Consider the following 16,523-nt stretch of genomic DNA (forward strand, 5'->3'; position numbering starts at 1 on the left):
GTGCAGCACGGCAAACGCGGTCCTGCCTTCTGGCTCCTCGGCGCCTTCTTCTGCCTGTTCGTGCTGTTCCTCTACGGCCCGACGCTGACCATCCTCATCCTGTCCTTCCAGGGACCCGGGGGCGGGCTCACCTTCCCGATGAACGGCGTCTCGCTGCACTGGTTCAGGAACCTGTTCGAGAAGCAGATGGTGGGCGACTTCGCGGGCTCGCTGCAGCGCTCGATGATCTTGGGCGTCGCGGTCATGCTGGTGACGGTCGTGGCGTCGTTCTCAGCCGGGCTGGCCTTCCGCTCGCGCTTCCGCGGCTCCGCAATCATCTTCTATCTCGCCATCGCCAGCCTGATCGTGCCCTCGATCCTGATCAGCCTGGGCATCGGCCTGCTCTATCGAGTGCTCGGCTGGGATCCCGCCTGGTACAGCTCGGCCTTCGGCGCCCATCTGACCTGGACCCTGCCGTTCGGGCTCCTGATCATGTTCGCCGTCTTCAATCGCTTCGACCGGCGTTACGAGGAAGCCGCGCGCGACCTCGGGGCGACCTCGTGGCAGACCATCCGGCATGTCGTCGTCCCGATTCTGCTGCCGAGCCTGATCGGCGTCGGCCTGTTCGGATTCACGCTCTCCTACGACGAGTTCGCGCGGAGCCTCTACACGGCCGGCACTTTCAATACGCTGCCGCTCGAGATCTATGGCATGACCACCAACGTGACGACGCCGGTCCTCTATGCGCTGGGGACCGTGACCACAGGCGTCTCCTTCCTCGTGATCGCGCTTGCTCTTCTGTCGGTAACCTGGCTGCGCCGCCGGCGGGCGCGCCATGGCAGCGACGCCGGAAAGGCCGCCTGACATGACACGCCGGGCAAGAGTGCTGCGCCTGCCGACGGCCGGCCCGCAGGATACGTCGCCGCTCGCGTCCGCCATCGCGTCGGGGGAGATCGACGCCAGGACCATCGTGGCCATCGTCGGCAAGACCGAGGGCAACGGCTGCGTCAACGACTTCACGCGTGGCTATGCCACCCTGGCCTTGAAACTTATGCTGGCGGAGGCACTCGGCTGCCCGCTGGCGGAGATCGAGAAGCGGGTCGCCATCGTCATGTCGGGTGGCACGGAAGGCGGATTGTCGCCGCACCTCATCGTCTTCTGCCGCGAGACTGCAGACGAAGCGGTGTCGACGGGACCGCGGCTTGCCATCGGAGTCGGCCTGACGCGCCCCTTCAAACCGGAGGAGATCGGACGGGCGGCACAGATCGAGGAGACGGCGTCGGCGGTAACGCTTGCGCTGAAGGACGCCGGGATTGCCGGCCCCTCCGACGTTCACTTCGTGCAGATCAAGTGTCCGCTGCTGACCAAGGAGCGCATCGAGGAGGCCGCACGGCGCGGTGCGACGACCGCGACCGAGGACACCTATCATTCGATGGGCTTGTCGCGCGGTGCCTCGGCGCTGGGCGTCGCTTTGGCCCTGGGCGAGATCGCGGATGCGCCGGAAGCGGCGATCTGCAAGGACTGGTCGCTGTTCTCCCGTGTCGCCAGCACCTCGGCCGGTGTCGAGCTGCTGCGCAATGAGATCGTGGTGCTGGGCAACGCGCCGGGCTGGATCGGAGATCTCGTGATCGACCACGACGTCATGGGCGACGCGATCGACGCCGAAGCGGCGCGGCGCGTGCTGGCCCGCCTCGGCGGCGAGACGGTCGCGGTACTGGCCAAGGCCGAGGCCTCTCCGACCGGCGAGATCCGCGGCCGGCGGCACACGATGCTGGACGACAGCGACATCCATTCGACCCGCCATGCCCGCGCCCTGGTCGGCGGCGTGCTGGCCGGCGCCATCGGCGACACGATGCTCTATGTCTCCGGCGGCGCGGAGCATCAGGGCCCGGCCGGCGGCGGCCCCATCGCGATCATTGGGCGGGTCTGAGCGGCTGGGCTAAGCTCGCCGCATGACCGACGCGAGCCCCTACGATCTTCTCGGTGTGCGACGCCGCATCAATGCCGCCGGTGCGCTGACGCGGCTCGGCGGCGCGGTGATGGAGCCCGAGGTGGTGGCCGCCATGGCCGCGGCATCTCGCGCCTCGGTCGACATCGGCGAACTGCAGGACGCCGCAAGCGGCCGCATTGCTGCAGCGACCGGCGCGGAGGCAGGCCTCGTCACGACCGGTGCGGCCGCGGCCCTGACGCTCGCGGCGGCGGCGTCGATCGCTCGGTGGGACATCGCGAAGATGGCGGCACTCCCACATGCCGGTGACTTCCCGCATGACATCCTGATCCTGCGCACCCATCGCACCGGCTATGCCCATGCGCTGGCCGCTTCGGGCGCGCGGTTGATCGATATCGGCCACAACGACCGCGGCACCGGCGCCGGCGTGCGCGGATTGGAGGCGTGGGAGATCGAAGCCGCTCTGTCGCCGGCGGTCGTGGCGATGGCCTTCTCGGTCAACGCCAGCAGCATCGTGGACCTGCCGACGGCCATCGCGACATGTCGCGCCAACGGGATTCCCCTGATCGTCGACGCGGCGGCGCAGCTTCCACCCAAGGAGAACCTGCGGCGCTTCATCGACATGGGAGCGGATCTCGTGGCCTTTTCCGGGGGCAAGGCGCTGGGCGGTCCGCAGGCGTCCGGCATCCTCGCCGGCCGGCGCGACCTCGTGGCGTCGGCTTTGCTGCAGCAACTCGACATGGATGTGGCGCCCGACACGTGGACGCCGCCGCGCCTCGTTGACCGTGCCAACCTGCGCGGCGTCCCGCATCACGGGATCGGACGTGGCTTCAAGGCCGGCAAGGAAGAGATCGTGGGACTTCTCGCGGCGCTCGAGCGCTTCGTCGAGGCAGATGATGCGACGGCGAACGCCGCGCTTCAGGTGCGGCTCGAAGTAATCGCCACGGCATTGAACGGCTTCGACGTGAAGCTCGTGCCTGCGGCGCAGACGGGCCGCGTGCCTGTGCTGGAGATCGCCGTACCGGACGCACTCGCCGTCAGCGCGAAACTGCAGAAGGGCGATCCGCCGGTTCATCTGTCGGAGCGGCATGCCGCGCGCGGCGTGCTCACGCTCGATCCACAAGTCCTGCTGCCCGAGCACGATGCACCTCTCGCGGCGGCGCTTCGTGCGGTGCTTCACTCCACCGCCGCCTGACCTTCGTCCCGATAGGCCCAGCAGGTGTCGGGCGGCAGGGTGAGGGCGACTTCGCCCGGCTGGTGCCGGGCCGCCGTGCCGAGTTCCAGCACCTCGAGTTTCTGGCCGCCGAACTCGACGTCGTAGACGGTCTGCATGCCCTGGTAGCGGCGGTCGACGACCTTGCCGGTGAAGGCATTGACCGGGCCGCGTTCGCCGAGGCGGATGTTCTCTGCGCGCAGCGCCACGCGGGCGGTATCTCCGGCGGCGAGGGACTGCGGCGTCCAGGCTTCGATCCGGCCCGGGGCGCCGAGATCGATCGTCACGGTCTCGCCCTTGCGCTCCAGCACCTTGCCCAGCAGGAAGTTGGAGGCACCGGTAAAGTTGGCGACGAACGAATCGGCCGGCCTGTTGTAGATCTCGCCCGGCGGCGCCATCTGCAGCAGCTTGCCGTTACGCATGACGCCGATCCGGTCGCCCAGCACCACGGCTTCCGCCTGGTCGTGCGTGACGTAGAGGCCGGTCATGCCGGTCGCCTTCAGGATGCGGCGCAGCTCGTCGCGCAGCCGGATGCGCAGCTTGGCGTCGAGGTTCGAGAGGGGCTCGTCGAGCAGCAGGAGCTGCGGGCGGTAGACGAGGCTGCGGGCCAGGGCCACGCGCTGCATCTGGCCGCCCGACAGCAACGTCGCCGAACGGTCGGCATACTCGCCGAGGCCGACAAGCTCCAGCGTCTCACGCACCTTGGCGTCGATGTCGCCGCCGCCGCTGCGGCGGTGCTTCAGCGGATAGGCGACGTTCTGGCGGACCGTCATGTGCGGCCACACCGCATAGGACTGGAACACCATGCCGATGTCCCGCTCACGCGGGCTCACCAGCACGCCGCGCTGCGGTTCGGACACGACCCGGCCGCCGATCGAGATGCGGCCGCCGGTCGGATGCTCCAGGCCGGCGACGCAGCGCAGCGTCGTCGTCTTGCCGCATCCCGACGGGCCGAGGAGAACGACGATCTCCCCGGCCGGCACCTCGAAATTGACGTCGTCGACGGCGGGCTTGCCCGTGCCGAACTGCTTGACGAGGTGTTTGATGAGAAGGGCAGCGCTCACTGGCGGTAGCCGTAGGTCTTGTTCCACTCCTCGATCCAGGTCGCGCGCAGCTTGTCGAATTCCTCGAACTTCGGCACCCAGACCTTGACCGTCTTCGGATCCCAGCCCTTCGGATAGGCCGGCGGCTCCTTCAAGGACGTGATGTTGCCCAGCTTGTTGATCATGAAGGTCTGGCCTTCCTTGGACAGACGCCAGTTCATGAACAGCTTGGCGGCGTTCGGGCTCTTCGACGTCTTGGTGACGCCATCGGCATAGGGAACGATCGGCACGCCCTCGGGCGCGAAGATCGCCTCGGCCGGCGCACCGTCGGCGATCTTGGTGTAGATGATGTTGTAGAGCAGCGGGGCGATCGAGATCTCGCCGCGCACCAGCGCGTCGGAACAGGGCGCGCCGGAGGGATACAGCGAGATGCCGAGCGCAGCCTGCTTCTTCCAGTAGTCTTCGCCCAGCACCTGGCGCTCGAACATGATGCGGGTCCAGGTCGTGCCGCCCGACGGTCCGATCACCTGGCCGATCTGCTTGTCCTTGTATTCGGGCTTCAGCAGATCCATCCAGGTCTTCGGCGGGTTCTTCACCAGCTGGGTGTTGTAGGCGATCGCCCAGCCCAGCGTGGCCGACGGCCACAGCTTAGGGGAGACGAGCGCGTCGGGCCGGTAGTCGGCGGCGTTCGGCGGTGCGTAGTCCTGGAACAGGTCGGCCATCTCCAGCATCAGGCCGCGGTCGGAGTGATTGACGACGTCGGCCGCGAGCTTGCCAGCCGCGGCTTCGGTCTTGATGCGCTGGATGAGCTGGCCACCCGGGGCGCGCACCATCGCTACCTTGATCTTCGGGAAGCGCTTGTTGAACTCCTTGATGACCTCTTGCTGGGTCTCGGCGAAGTCGGCCGTGTAGAAGGTCATCGAGCCTTCCTTCTCGGCCGCCGCGATCAACTCCTTCGAGCCGAACGGGTCCTGCTGCGCCTGCGATGGCGCGGCGAAGCCCGCGGCGGCGGTGCCGGCAATGCCGGCCAGTACGGTTCTGCGCTTCATGGTCATTTCCTCCGTCTTTCCCAATTTTCCCCGATCTTCATCCATTCGGTGTCAGCCGGCGCGGGCGCTGCCTTGGGCCGCGCCGCGCGACAGCCAGTTCGTGATGCCGAGCAGGACCCCGAGGATCACGGTCTGCACCAGGCTGAAGGCGGCGGTCTTGCCGACGTTTCCGCCTTCGTAGTAGTCGAGCAGCAGCACTGCCATGACGGTGGTGTTGCTGGTGTAGAGGAACAGCGAAGAGCCGAGCTCGCGCACCGCCAGCACGAAGAGGAGCGTCATCGAAGCGACGACTCCGGGCTTGGCCAGCGGCAGCATGATGCTCCGGATCGTGCCGAGCAGGCCGCGGCCGCAAATCCACGACGCTTCCTCCAGCTCCTTGTGGATCTGCATGAAGGAGGTCGAGAGCGCCTTGACCGTGTCAGGAATGAAGCGCGCGACGAAGGCCAGTGCCAGGATCGTCAGCGTGCCGTAGAGCCCGCCCGGCAGGCCGATCCACGCCCACAGATAGGCCACGCCGACGACGAGGCCGGGAATGGCAACCGGGATGGTGGACAGCAGATCGATCAGGCGCCGGCCCGGCACATGCGTGCGGTTGATCGTGTAGCCGATGGCGAAGGCCAGGGTACCGCCCACGAGCGCTGTGATGAAGCCGACCTTCAGCGTGTTCCAGATCGACAGCATGGTGAGTGGATTGTCGAACACCGAGGCGTAGTGCGACCAGCCGTAGGCCTTCATGTCGAACACGGCCGCGAAGTCCTTGAAGAACAGGAACTTCCTGGTGGAGGCGATGATCAGCGCGACGGTCGGCAGGATCACCACGATGAAGAGATAGACGAGCGCCAGGCCGAAGGTGAACCAGCGCCACGGGCCGAGATTGAGGCTGCGCGGCCGGAACGCCTTGCCGGCCACGGTGGCGAAGCTCTTGCCCGACAGCACGCGCTGCTGGGCCCACACGAGGATCGCGGTCACGAGCATCAGCAGGATCGCGACGGCGGCCGCGGTATTGTAGAGCGGCGGGCTCCAGGCGGTCAGCTTGAAGATGTAGGTCGTCAGCACGTTGATGTTTGCCGGCGTGCCGAGTGCTGCCGGGATGCCGTAGATGCCCAGCATGACGACGAACGAAAGCAGGGAGCCTGCCAGGATGGCCGGCGCGATCAGCGGGAAGGTCACGGTGAAGAGCGTCGTGAAGGCGCTGGCGCCGGACACTTCGGATGCCTCCTCGAGGCTCGGGTCCATGTTGCGCAGCGCGGACGCCGTGAACATGTACACGTACGGCGCATAGTAGAAGCCGAACACCAGGATCAGGCCCGACATCGAATAGAAATCGAAGCGGAAATCGATCCCGATCCATTTCAGGGACGTGTTCAGGAGGCCGGTCTTCGGCGAGCCGAGGATACTCCAGGCCACGCCCGCGACGAGCGGCGGCACGAACAGCGGGATCATGCTGGCGCCGGCAATGAAGCCGCGGAACGGCGTGTTGGTGCGCACGACGATCCACGAGAAGGCGAGCCCGATCACCACGGCGAGCGCCGTGCCGCCGCCGCAGGCGACGAGCGCGTTCACGAAGGCAAGATGCACGTTCTCGTTGGCGAGGACGGTGACGAAATGCTCGAGTGAGGGATTGAACTTGCCGAACCCGTCGATCACCGGATTGGAATCGCTGACCGCGCCGAAGAACAGCATCAGCAGCGGATAGACCACCAGGAAGGCGAGGATGATCAGCAACGCGCCGACCCAGAGCGGCGCGGCCCATCGGCGCGCAGCGGGTGCGGCCTCCGTGGTCGCAGGCAAAGCGGCAGCACTCGTCGCCGTCAACGCGTTCTTCCTCCCGAAATGTCCGCGACCTGGGAGGGCGCGGCTTCTTCATTAAGTCTGCGACCGTAGCCCATCCGCGTTTCCGGCGCTACGCCTTGGTGATGCGTGGAGTCGTCACCTGCCGGTGTGCAGTCCCGTTACTGGTCGCCGTTCACGCCGGTCAGGAAGCGCTCCGAGTAGGAGTTCATGATCTGCTGCCAGCTCGTGCGGGTGCCGCGTGCGGACCATTCGAAGATCGGCTTCAGCGTCTTCGTCGTGAAGTCCGTCATCGAACCGAACGAGCCGGTGATGCCGTTGGTGATGATGCTGGCGTTCCGCATGCCTTCCGGATCGGCGGGCGAGGCCTTGGCCGCGAAATAGGAGAGATTGTAGTAGCTGTAGCTCGAGCAGCCGAAGAACGCGTAGATCTGGTACTGCTCCTTGTTCATTCGGATGGGCGCGCCGATCTGCTCGCCCATGTAGGTGAGATCGAGCAGGCCAACGCGGGAATGTCCCGCATAGAGAAACACCGAGCCGCGCTCCGCGGCCTCCTTGGCCATGCAGAAGAAGGCGATGCTGTCCTCGCCGATGTTGGTGACGCCCCAGAACAGACGGACGACCAGCGTCCGGCCGCCATCCTTGCGCGTGAATTCCTCGACATGGCCGGGCGAGGCGGCGAGGGACTTCGTGTTGCCGCAGTCACGCTCGCGCTCGGCGGCCGGAACGGTGCGTCCCGCGAAGCCCTGACCGAGCAGATACTTGCGGATGTCGCGGTAGTTGCCGGCATTGTAGTCGGTGTTGGCCTTCTCGGGAGGCAGATTGCCGTTCCGGTCCTCGTCGGCGCCGAAGGTCAGGACGACGCGGATTTCATTGTTGGCGTTGGCCAGCCGCTCGTAGGCCGGCGCGGTATTGGCGGTGTTGGCCCGCTTCGAGACGATCGCGCCATCCGAGGTGACATAGTCGACGCCGTCGACCAGCGGGCATCCCTTGTTCAGCGGCGCCCAGAAATAGGCCATGCGGTACTTCTCGCCCCAGCTGAAGCATTTGTCGGTCGATCTGTCCCATACCTCGTCGAGATTGAGGGGCAGGCGGATCTTCACGACGTCCTGGAGGCCGTTGTCGAGCACGAACGTGCCGGTGTAGCGGTAGCGCACGTAGAGCTTGCCGGTCTTGTCGTCGCGCTCCCGGCCCAGGATATCGACTTTCGCGTCGTTCTTGGCGGCGGCCTTCTTCGGTGCCGCCTGAAGAGGACCGGCGAGATAGAGCAGCTGCCGATTGATGTAGGAGGGCAGCAGGATGTAGTCGGGCGTGTCCGCGGCGATCTCGACCCGGCTGGTGAAGCTCACCTCGGCTTCGTAGGAATCCTTGGAGTAGTAGGCGAAGGCCGGCGAGCCCGTGAGGAGAAGCAGGCAGCCGGTGAGGGCAGCCGACAGAAGTCGATTGAGCATGGTGAAACCGTAGCCCTTCGCGTCGTGCGACGTTATTTTGTCGGGATGGAATTGAGAACGCACGACCGGTACGACTACGTCCCCCTGCGGGGCCGCTCCGACTACAGCTGGCCGGCAGGCCGACGTCTCGCCGTTTATTTCGCTCTCAATCTCGAGCATTTTTCATACGGCGAGGGTCTTGGGGCTGAGCTGGCACCGGGTGGTCCACATCCCGACATTCTCAACTATGCATGGCGCGATTATGGCAATCGCGTCGGCGCCTGGTACATGCTCGACGCCTTCGATGCTTTGCGGCTGCCGATGGCGGCCCTGGTCAACAGCGCGATGTACGACTACGCGCCGGCGCTTGTCGCGGCCTGCCGGGCCCGCGGCGACGAGATCGTGGGTCACGGCCGCACCAATGCGGAACGCCAGGGCGTGCTCGACGAGGCGGGCGAGCGGACCTTGATCGGCGAGGCGACCGCGCGCCTGGCGGAAGCGGAAGGTCGACCGCCGGAAGGCTGGCTGGGTCCGTGGATCTCCCACAGTCACGTCACGCCCGACCTGCTGGCCGAGGCTGGCTATCGCTACCTGCTGGACTGGTGCATGGACGACCAGCCCATCTGGCTCCGCTGTCGCGGCGACCGACGCATCCTCGCCGTGCCCTATCCCCAGGAAGTGAACGACATTCCGCAGATTGCCGGCCGCAAGATCGGCGGCGACGCCTTCGCCGACATCATCGTCGACCAGTTCGACGAGATGCTGGAACTCTCTCAGGAGCGGCCGCTGGTGATGGGCGTGGCCCTGCATGCCTATCTGGTGGGGCAGCCGCACCGGCTGCGGCACCTCAAGCGCGCGCTTCGCCATATCGCGAAACATCGCGACCGCATCTGGCTCACGACGCCGGGCGCCATCGCGCGGCATTGCCTTTCCCTTCCTGCCGGTATCGTTCCCTGAGGAGTCCCATGCGTCTGTTCTCGGCCACGCTGGCCACCGAAACCAACACCTTCTCGCCGTTGCCGACGAGCCTGGAGAACTATCGCGAGTCGGTGTTCTTCGGTGCCGGCCAGCATCCGGCCGATGCGCCGCGCATGTGCACGGCGCCGCTGTTCGTCGCGCGCGCCCGCGCCAAGGAAGAAGGCTTCGAGCTGATTGAGGGCAGCTGCTTTGCCGCCAGCCCGGCCGGCACGACCAACCGTGCCGACTACGAGACCATGCGCGACGAGATCCTCGGACAACTCGAGGCGGCGCTGCCGGTCGACGGGCTGCTGCTCGGGCTTCATGGCGCGATGGTGGCGCATGGCTACGACGACGTCGAAGGCGACATCATCGAGCGCTGCCGCGCCCTGGTCGGGCCGAAATGCGTGATCGGCGTCGAGCTGGACCCGCATTGCCATCTCACGATGAAGCGGGTGTCCAGCGCCGACATCATCGTCCTCTACAAGGAGTTTCCCCATACAGACGTGGTCGAGCGGGCCGAAGACATGCTCGATCTCGTGCTGGCGACCTTGCGCGGCAAGGTCAAGCCCGTGACCTCGGTCTACGACTGCCGCCAGATCCAGAGCTATCCGACGACGATCCAGCCGATGCGAGGCATCGTCGACCGCATCATGGCCATGGAAGGCAAGGACGGGATCCTTTCCGTCTCGATCGCGCACTGCTTTCCCTACGGCGACGTGCCCGAGATCGGCACGCGCGTGCTGGTGATCGCCGACGGCGACAAGAAGAAGGCCGACGCGCTGGCGACGCAGCTCGGCGAAGAGCTGGTGGGGCTGCGTGGCAAGACGGCGCCTCAGTCTCTGGGTGTCGCCGCCGGCATCAGCGAGGGGGTGGCTTTCAACGACCTGCCCGTTGTCATTGCCGATCCCTCCGACAATGCGGGCGGCGGCGCGCCCTCGGACAATACCGACATTCTGCGTCACTTGATCGAGAACAACGTCGAAAGCGCCTGCCTCGGTCCGATCTGGGACCCGATCGCGGTACGCATCTGCTTCGACGCGGGTCTCGGCGCCCGTATCGGCCTGCGGTTCGGCGGGAAGATCGCGCCGAGCTCCGGTCAGCCGATCGATGCCGAGGTCGAGATCGTCGGCCTGGTGCGCAATGCCTGGCAGAAGTTCGGGCCGACCCAGGTGCCGGTGGGCGATTGCGCGGCGGTGCGCGTCGGTGGCGTCGACGTCGTCCTGATCACCAAGCGCACGCAGGCGACCGGGCTGGAACTGTTCACCAACCTCGGGATCGACCCGACCCAGCGGAAGATCGTCGTCGTGAAGTCGACGAACCATTTCATGGCGGCCTACGGACCGATCGCGAAGAAGGTGATCTACGTCGAATCGAGCGGCCCGCTGCCGCGCGATCACCGCAAGGTACCGTACAGGAAGGTCGAGCGCCCGATCTGGCCGCTCGATGAAGGCGCCAAGCCGCGAGGGTTGATCTTCTAGCCCGCTGGACAAATCGGAGCGCGGCTTTGCATACTCTCTGCGGGGAGTAAGGGAGTGTTCAAAATGTTCAACCGAGTGTTCGCGGGCGCGCTTGCGCTGGCGCTGCCCTTCGCTGCGGTCCAGGTGCCGGCGCTGGCGCAGGAGAAGGTTCTCAAGGCCGTGATGCACGCTGACGTGCGCGTCATCGATCCGGTCTGGACGACGCAGACGATCGCCAACATCCACGGCGCGCTGGTCTACGATACCCTGTTCGGCAACGACGCCGACCAGAAGCCGCATCCCCAGATGGTCGGCAAGTACGAAGTCAGTCCCGACAAGCTCACCTACACCTTCACCCTGCGAGACGGGCTCAAGTTCCACGACGGCTCCCCCGTGACGACCAAGGACGTCATCGCCTCGCTCAAGCGCTGGGGGGCAAAGGACGGCGTCGGTCAGCGCCTGATGGGCTTCGTCACGAAGATGGAGCCGGTCGACGACAAGACCTTCACAATGGTGCTGAAGCAGCCGTACGGCATGGTGCTCGAGTCGCTGGGCAAGAGCGGCAGCTCGATCGCGGCGATCATGCGCGAGAAGGATGCGCTCACCGATCCGCAGCAGCAGGTCAAGGAGTCGGTCGGCTCCGGCCCTTACATCTTCGCCAAGGACCAGTGGGTGCCCGGCAGCAAGGCGGTCTACCTCAAGAACAAGGACTACCAGCCGCGCACCGAGGCGCCGTCGTCCTTCGCCGGCGCCAAGATCCCCGGCGTCGATCGTATCGAACTGGTCTGGATTTCCGATCCGCAGACGGCGATGTCGGCCCTGGTCAACGGCGAGATCGATTTCTACGAGGCGCCGCCCAACGATTTCCTGCCGCTGCTGGAAAAGGCCCGCGGCGTGAAGCTCCTGAAGACCGGCAAGATCGACAGTACGCAAGGCTTCATCCGGCTCAATCACCTGCAGCCGCCGTTCGACAACATCAAGGCGCGGCAGGCGATGTACTACCTGATCAACCAGGAAGACTTCCTGCGCGCCATCGTGGGCAATCCGAAATACTACAAGGTCTGCCCGGCTCTCCTGACCTGCGGCGGTCCGTACGAGAGCGCCGCCGGCCGCGAGTGGATGAAGGAGTACAACCCGAAGAAGGCGCTCCAGCTCCTCAAGGAGGCGGGATACAAGGGCGAGCCGATCACCGTCCTGGCGGCGACCGATCACGCCACGATCACGCCGGCGACCCAGGTGCTGATCCAGGCGATGCGCGAGGCGGGCATCAACGTCGACGCCCAGTCGATGGACTGGGGCTCGGTCGTCACGCGCCGCGCCAAGAAGGATCCGCCGGCCCAGGGCGGCTGGAACATCTTCGTGACGACGTCGGGCGGCGTGGGTTCGGCGAATCCGATCCTGCACACCTGGATCGGCGCGGCCTGCGACAAGGGCCTGTTCGGCTGGCCGTGCGATGCCAGGATCGAAGAGCTGCGCAATGCCTTCGGCATGGCGCAGACCGAGGAGGAGCGGAAGAAGATCGCCAACGAGCTGCAAGGCCGGGCGATGGAGCAGGTCGTGTACATTCCGTTCGGACAGTGGGACACGCCGCTCGCCTATCGCGCCGACAAGATCGACGGTATCGTACCGAACACGGGCCTTGCCGTGCTTTGGGGGATCACCAAGAAATAATGTCGTATCGAGTACGCGTAGCCGTCGCGCGCAAGGAGGCCTTGCCTGAGTCTGGCAAGGCCTCGTCGTGACCGCCTATATCGTCCGCCGGCTCTTCGCCACCCTGCCCGTCATGGCGGTGGTGGCGTTGTTCGTCTTCTTCCTGCTGCGCTTCGCGCCGGGCGATCCGGCGGCGATCATCGCCGGCGAGGATGCTACCGCCGAAGCCATCGAGGCCGTCCGCGCCAAGCTCGGCCTCGACAGGCCGATGGTCGAGCAGTTCCTCGTCTGGACGTCGCAGCTCCTGCGGGGCGACATGGGCGTCTCGATCTTTTCCAACATGCCCGTGACGCGCCTGATCTCGCAGCGTCTCGAACCCACCGTGGCGCTCACCCTGTCGACGCTCTTCGTGGCGGTGGCGCTGGCCATTCCCATCGGCGTGGTCGCGGCCTGGAAGGCGCGCAAGCTGGTCGATCGGCTGGTCATGGGCTTCGCCGTGCTGGGCTTCGCGATGCCCGGCTTCGTCCTGGCCTACATCCTGATCTACTTCTTCGCCGTGCAATGGCAGCTCCTGCCGGTGCAGGGTTACCAGCCGATCAGGGAAGGGCTCTGGCCCTTCGTCGAGAGTCTGATCCTGCCGTCGGTGGCGCTCGGCATCACGTACATGGCGCTGATCGCCCGCATCACACGCGCCTCGATGCTGGAGGTGCTGGCGTAGGATTACATCCGGACCGCCAACTCCAAGGGGCTCGCGACCGACCGCGTGCTGCTGCTGCATGCGCTCAAGAACGCGGCCGTACCGATCATCACGGTGATCGGCATCGGCATCGCGCTGCTGATCTCGGGCGTGGTCATCACGGAGACGGTGTTCAACATCCCGGGGCTCGGCCGGCTCACCGTCGACGCCGTCCTGAAGCGCGACTATCCGGTGGTGCAGGGGCTGATCCTGGTGTTCGCCGGCGCCAAGGTGCTGGTGAACCTGTTCATCGACATCTCCTACGCCTTCCTCGATCCGCGGATCCGGTACTGACATGGCCATCGTTGCAGACGACCTCGCCTTGCCGCCGGCCCGCCGCTTCTCGCTATGGACGGCGATCCGGCGCAATCCGACGATCGCCATCGGCTCCGTCCTTCTGACGGCACTGGTCGTGATCGCGATCTTCGCGCCCCTCATCGCCACCAACGATCCCTTCAAGATCGCGCCGGTCAACCGCCTGCGGCCGCCCTCCGAACGCTGGTGGTTCGGCACGGATCAATTCGGCCGCGACATCTTCTCGCGCACCGTCTATGGCGCACGCGTGTCGCTGGTCGTCGGCCTGTCGGTCGCGGCCTTCTCGAGCATCCTCGGGCTCGCGCTCGGCCTGGCCTGCGGCTACTTCCGCCGCGTCGACGGCTTCGTCATGCGCATCATGGACGGGTTGATGGCGATCCCGTCGATCCTGCTCGCCATCGCGCTGATCACCCTGTCGCGGCCGGGCCTCGGCATCGTCATCGTGGCCATCGTGATCCCCGAAGTGCCGCGCATCGTGCGCGTGGTGCGGGCGGTCGTGCTGTCGATCCGCGCCCAGCCCTATATCGAGAGCGCCATCGCGGGCGGCACGAAGAACTGGAAGCTGCTGTCGCGCCACATTCTGCCCAACACGCTGGCGCCGCTGATCGTGCAGTCGACCTATGTCTGCGCCTCGGCGATGTTGATCGAGGCGAGCCTCAGCTTCCTGGGCGCCGGCGTGCCGCCGGAGGTGCCGAGCTGGGGCAACATCATCGCCCAGGGCCGCACGTTCTTCCAGATCGCGCCGTGGACCATCATGATCCCCGGTGCCTTCCTCGCCGTCACCGTGCTGGCGGTGAACCTGCTGGGCGACGGGCTGCGCGACCGGCTCGACCCGCGGCTGGCGAGGCGCCTGTGAGCGGCACCCCGGGCGCGATCCTCGAAGTCCGCGACCTGCACACGCAGTTCAGCACCCTGGACGGTGTCGTGCGCGCCGTCGACGGCGTGTCGTTCGATGTGGCGCGCGGCGAGACCTTGGGCATCGTGGGCGAATCGGGCTGCGGCAAGTCCGTGACGGCGATGTCGATCCTTCGCCTGATCCCGCCCGAGACCGGCCGCATTGCCGCCGGTTCGATCAAGTTCGAGGGCGAGGAACTCACGACGCTTTCCGAGGAGGAGATGAAGCGCCTGCGCGGTCATCGCATCTCGATGATCTTCCAGGAGCCGATGACCAGCCTCAACCCGGTCCTGACCGTCGGCACCCAGATCGCCGAGAACGTGGTGCGTCACCTCGGTGTTTCATGGAAGCAGGGGCGGGAGCGGGCCTTCGAGATGCTCGACCTGGTGCGCATCGCCGATGCGCGTCGCCGGCTCGACGAATATCCCCACCAGCTCTCCGGCGGCATGCGCCAGAGGGTCATGATCGCGATGGCGCTGTCCTGCGACCCGCAGGTGCTGATCGCCGACGAGCCGACGACGGCGCTCGACGTCACCATCCAGGCGCAGATCCTCGATCTGATGATCGAGCTCAAGGAGAAGACCGGCACCGCCATCGTCCTGATCACCCACGATCTCGGCGTGGTGGCCGAGACGACCGAGCGGGTGGTGGTCATGTATGCCGGCCGCAAGGTCGAGCAGGCGACCGTCGAGCAGCTGTTCGAGGAACCGCTGCATCCCTACACGCGCGGCCTCATGCGGGCGATCCCGCGGCTCGACGTCGAAGCCGATGCCGCCGGCACGCGCCCGCGCCTGCAGGAAATTCCCGGCCTCGTGCCGATCCTGACGCAGCCGATCGTGGGCTGCGCCTTCGCGCCACGCTGCGGCTTCGCGACCGATCGCTGCCGCAGCGAGAGGCCGCCGCTTGTCGATGCCGGCGCCGGCCATCTCGTAGCCTGCTGGGAGCTCGACCGCGTCAGGAGGACGGCATGAGCGACGCGCCGGTCCTGCAGGTCGAAGGACTCGTAAAGCACTTCCCGATCCATGGCGGCCTGTTGCAGCGTCAGGTCGGCGCGGTGAGGGCCGTCGACGGTGTCACCTTCTCGATCCGCCGCGGCGAGACGCTGGGCCTGGTGGGCGAATCGGGCTGCGGCAAGTCGACGATCGGCAAGGTCGTGCTGAAGCTGATCGAGCCGACCGCGGGCAAGATCGTGCTGGCGGGCGAGGACGTGACGGCGCTCAAGCCCGGCACCATGTGGACCCATCGCCGGCGCATCCAGACGATCTTCCAGGACCCGTACTCCTCGATGAACCCGCGCCTGCCCTCGGGCACGATCGTGGGCGAGCCGCTGGAGAATTTCGGCATCGCCAAGGGGGCGGCGCGCGACGACCGGGTGGCGCAGCTCTTCCGCCGCGTCGGCCTGCGCCCCGAGGCGATGCGCAAGTACGCCCATGAGTTCTCCGGAGGCCAGCGCCAGCGGCTGGGTATCGCCAAGGCGTTGTCGGTCAATCCCGACGTCATCGTCGCCGACGAGCCGGTGTCGGCGCTCGACGTGTCGGTGCAGGCGCAGGTGCTGAACCTGCTGATCGACCTCCAGGAGGAATACGGGCTCGCCTATCTGTTCATCAGCCACGACCTCGCGGTCATGCGGCACATCAGCCATCGCATCGCGGTGATGTATCTCGGCCGCATCGTCGAGCTGACCGACAAGCGCACGCTCTTCACCCAGCCGCTGCACCCCTACACCGAGGCGCTGCTGTCGGCCGCGACCGCGCCCGACCCGAAGCGTCGCCGGCAGCGGAAGCGGATCGTGCAGGGCGACGTGCCGAGCCCGGCCAAGCCGCCGCCCGGCTGCCACTTCCATACCCGCTGCCTCTATGCGACGGCGGAATGCAAGGTTACGGCGCCACCGTTGCTTGAAGTCGCGCCGGGCCATCACGTCGCCTGCCTGCGCCGGCCGGTGGGTGGCGATCCCGGCCTGCTTTCGATCCCGGGCTGAGGTTCTTTTTCCTCCCCATTCAAATGGGGAGGTGCCCCGAAGGGGCGGAGGGGGCATGACCCCATCGCCCTCGTAAGAC

General features: G+C 66.5%; 13 protein-coding genes and 1 pseudogene. 10 read left to right on the forward strand and 4 right to left on the reverse strand.

What is annotated here, in order from left to right; all coding sequences use genetic code 11:
- From EPO41_RS18970 to EPO41_RS18980, 3 genes are read left to right on the forward strand one after another with little or no spacing between them, the layout of a single operon-like run.
- Window positions 1-843: an ABC transporter permease gene (locus tag EPO41_RS18970; RefSeq protein ID WP_296328185.1), complete on the forward strand. Its 843-nt coding sequence runs from the start codon at window positions 1-3 to the stop codon at window positions 841-843.
- Between the two features lies 1 nt (window position 844).
- Complete coding sequence (locus EPO41_RS18975) at window positions 845-1,909, forward strand: ring-opening amidohydrolase (RefSeq protein ID WP_296328188.1); 1,065 nt, start codon at window positions 845-847, stop codon at window positions 1,907-1,909.
- Window positions 1,910-1,931: 22 nt separating this feature from the next.
- Complete coding sequence (locus EPO41_RS18980) at window positions 1,932-3,122, forward strand: aminotransferase class V-fold PLP-dependent enzyme (protein WP_296328190.1); 1,191 nt, start codon at window positions 1,932-1,934, stop codon at window positions 3,120-3,122.
- Here the strand turns inward: EPO41_RS18980 and EPO41_RS18985 are convergent.
- From EPO41_RS18985 to EPO41_RS19000, 4 genes are all read right to left on the reverse strand, one after another.
- The gene (locus EPO41_RS18985) at window positions 3,104-4,204 is read right to left on the reverse strand and encodes an ABC transporter ATP-binding protein (protein WP_296328191.1); all 1,101 of its coding nucleotides are present in this window, start codon (window positions 4,202-4,204) and stop codon (window positions 3,104-3,106) included. The genes EPO41_RS18980 and EPO41_RS18985 overlap by 19 nt on opposite strands.
- Window positions 4,201-5,232, reverse strand: a complete 1,032-nt coding sequence (locus EPO41_RS18990) for an extracellular solute-binding protein (protein ID WP_296328193.1) — start codon at window positions 5,230-5,232, stop codon at window positions 4,201-4,203. Before EPO41_RS18990 ends, EPO41_RS18985 begins: the two co-directional genes overlap by 4 nt.
- A 51-nt stretch (window positions 5,233-5,283) precedes the next feature.
- Window positions 5,284-7,047 carry an iron ABC transporter permease gene (locus tag EPO41_RS18995; protein WP_296328195.1) on the reverse strand — a complete coding sequence of 588 codons (1,764 nt, stop codon included), beginning with the start codon at window positions 7,045-7,047 and terminating at the stop codon, window positions 5,284-5,286.
- Between the two features lie 137 nt (window positions 7,048-7,184).
- A complete protein-coding gene (locus EPO41_RS19000; protein WP_296328198.1) occupies window positions 7,185-8,474 on the reverse strand; it encodes a hypothetical protein in 1,290 nt (429 codons plus the stop codon).
- A gap of 45 nt (window positions 8,475-8,519) precedes the next feature.
- Here EPO41_RS19000 and EPO41_RS19005 point away from each other — a divergent pair, with 45 nt between their 5' ends.
- The 7 genes and pseudogenes from EPO41_RS19005 to EPO41_RS19035 all read left to right on the forward strand — a co-directional run bounded on the left by EPO41_RS19005 (window position 8,520) and on the right by EPO41_RS19035 (window position 16,444).
- A complete protein-coding gene (locus EPO41_RS19005) occupies window positions 8,520-9,410 on the forward strand; it encodes a polysaccharide deacetylase family protein (RefSeq protein ID WP_296328200.1) in 891 nt (296 codons plus the stop codon).
- A gap of 8 nt (window positions 9,411-9,418) precedes the next feature.
- A complete protein-coding gene (locus EPO41_RS19010; RefSeq protein WP_296328203.1) occupies window positions 9,419-10,891 on the forward strand; it encodes a M81 family metallopeptidase in 1,473 nt (490 codons plus the stop codon).
- Between the two features lie 63 nt (window positions 10,892-10,954).
- Entirely contained in the window at window positions 10,955-12,541 is a 1,587-nt protein-coding gene (locus tag EPO41_RS19015) for an ABC transporter substrate-binding protein (RefSeq protein ID WP_296328205.1), read from the forward strand.
- A gap of 67 nt (window positions 12,542-12,608) precedes the next feature.
- A pseudogene (locus EPO41_RS19020) lies at window positions 12,609-13,550 on the forward strand (ABC transporter permease).
- A gap of 1 nt (window position 13,551) precedes the next feature.
- On the forward strand, window positions 13,552-14,427 hold the full coding sequence (locus EPO41_RS19025) for an ABC transporter permease (RefSeq protein WP_296328207.1): 876 nt from the start codon (window positions 13,552-13,554) through the stop codon (window positions 14,425-14,427).
- On the forward strand, window positions 14,424-15,437 hold the full coding sequence (locus tag EPO41_RS19030) for an ABC transporter ATP-binding protein (protein WP_296328209.1): 1,014 nt from the start codon (window positions 14,424-14,426) through the stop codon (window positions 15,435-15,437). Before EPO41_RS19025 ends, EPO41_RS19030 begins: the two co-directional genes overlap by 4 nt.
- On the forward strand, window positions 15,434-16,444 hold the full coding sequence (locus EPO41_RS19035) for an oligopeptide/dipeptide ABC transporter ATP-binding protein (protein WP_296328211.1): 1,011 nt from the start codon (window positions 15,434-15,436) through the stop codon (window positions 16,442-16,444). The genes EPO41_RS19030 and EPO41_RS19035 overlap by 4 nt, the downstream gene beginning before the upstream one ends.
- The last annotated feature ends 79 nt before the right edge of the window (window positions 16,445-16,523 follow it).

Origin of the sequence: Reyranella sp. (assembly GCF_004297265.1) — a bacterium.
Taxonomy (GTDB): domain Bacteria; phylum Pseudomonadota; class Alphaproteobacteria; order Reyranellales; family Reyranellaceae; genus Reyranella.

Excerpts from the sequence above, each read along its gene's own strand:
- EPO41_RS19025 (WP_296328207.1), top strand. The coding sequence starts at position 13,552 with ATGGCCATCGTTGCAGACGACCTCGCCTTGCCGCCGGCCCGCCGCTTC.
- EPO41_RS18975 (WP_296328188.1), top strand. The coding sequence starts at position 845 with ATGACACGCCGGGCAAGAGTGCTGCGCCTGCCGACGGCCGGCCCGCAG.
- EPO41_RS19000 (WP_296328198.1), bottom strand. The coding sequence starts at position 8,474 with ATGCTCAATCGACTTCTGTCGGCTGCCCTCACCGGCTGCCTGCTTCTC.
- EPO41_RS19010 (WP_296328203.1), top strand. The coding sequence starts at position 9,419 with ATGCGTCTGTTCTCGGCCACGCTGGCCACCGAAACCAACACCTTCTCG.
- EPO41_RS19005 (WP_296328200.1), top strand. The coding sequence starts at position 8,520 with ATGGAATTGAGAACGCACGACCGGTACGACTACGTCCCCCTGCGGGGC.
- EPO41_RS19035 (WP_296328211.1), top strand. The coding sequence starts at position 15,434 with ATGAGCGACGCGCCGGTCCTGCAGGTCGAAGGACTCGTAAAGCACTTC.
- EPO41_RS19015 (WP_296328205.1), top strand. The coding sequence starts at position 10,955 with ATGTTCAACCGAGTGTTCGCGGGCGCGCTTGCGCTGGCGCTGCCCTTC.
- EPO41_RS18990 (WP_296328193.1), bottom strand. The coding sequence starts at position 5,232 with ATGAAGCGCAGAACCGTACTGGCCGGCATTGCCGGCACCGCCGCCGCG.
- EPO41_RS18980 (WP_296328190.1), top strand. The coding sequence starts at position 1,932 with ATGACCGACGCGAGCCCCTACGATCTTCTCGGTGTGCGACGCCGCATC.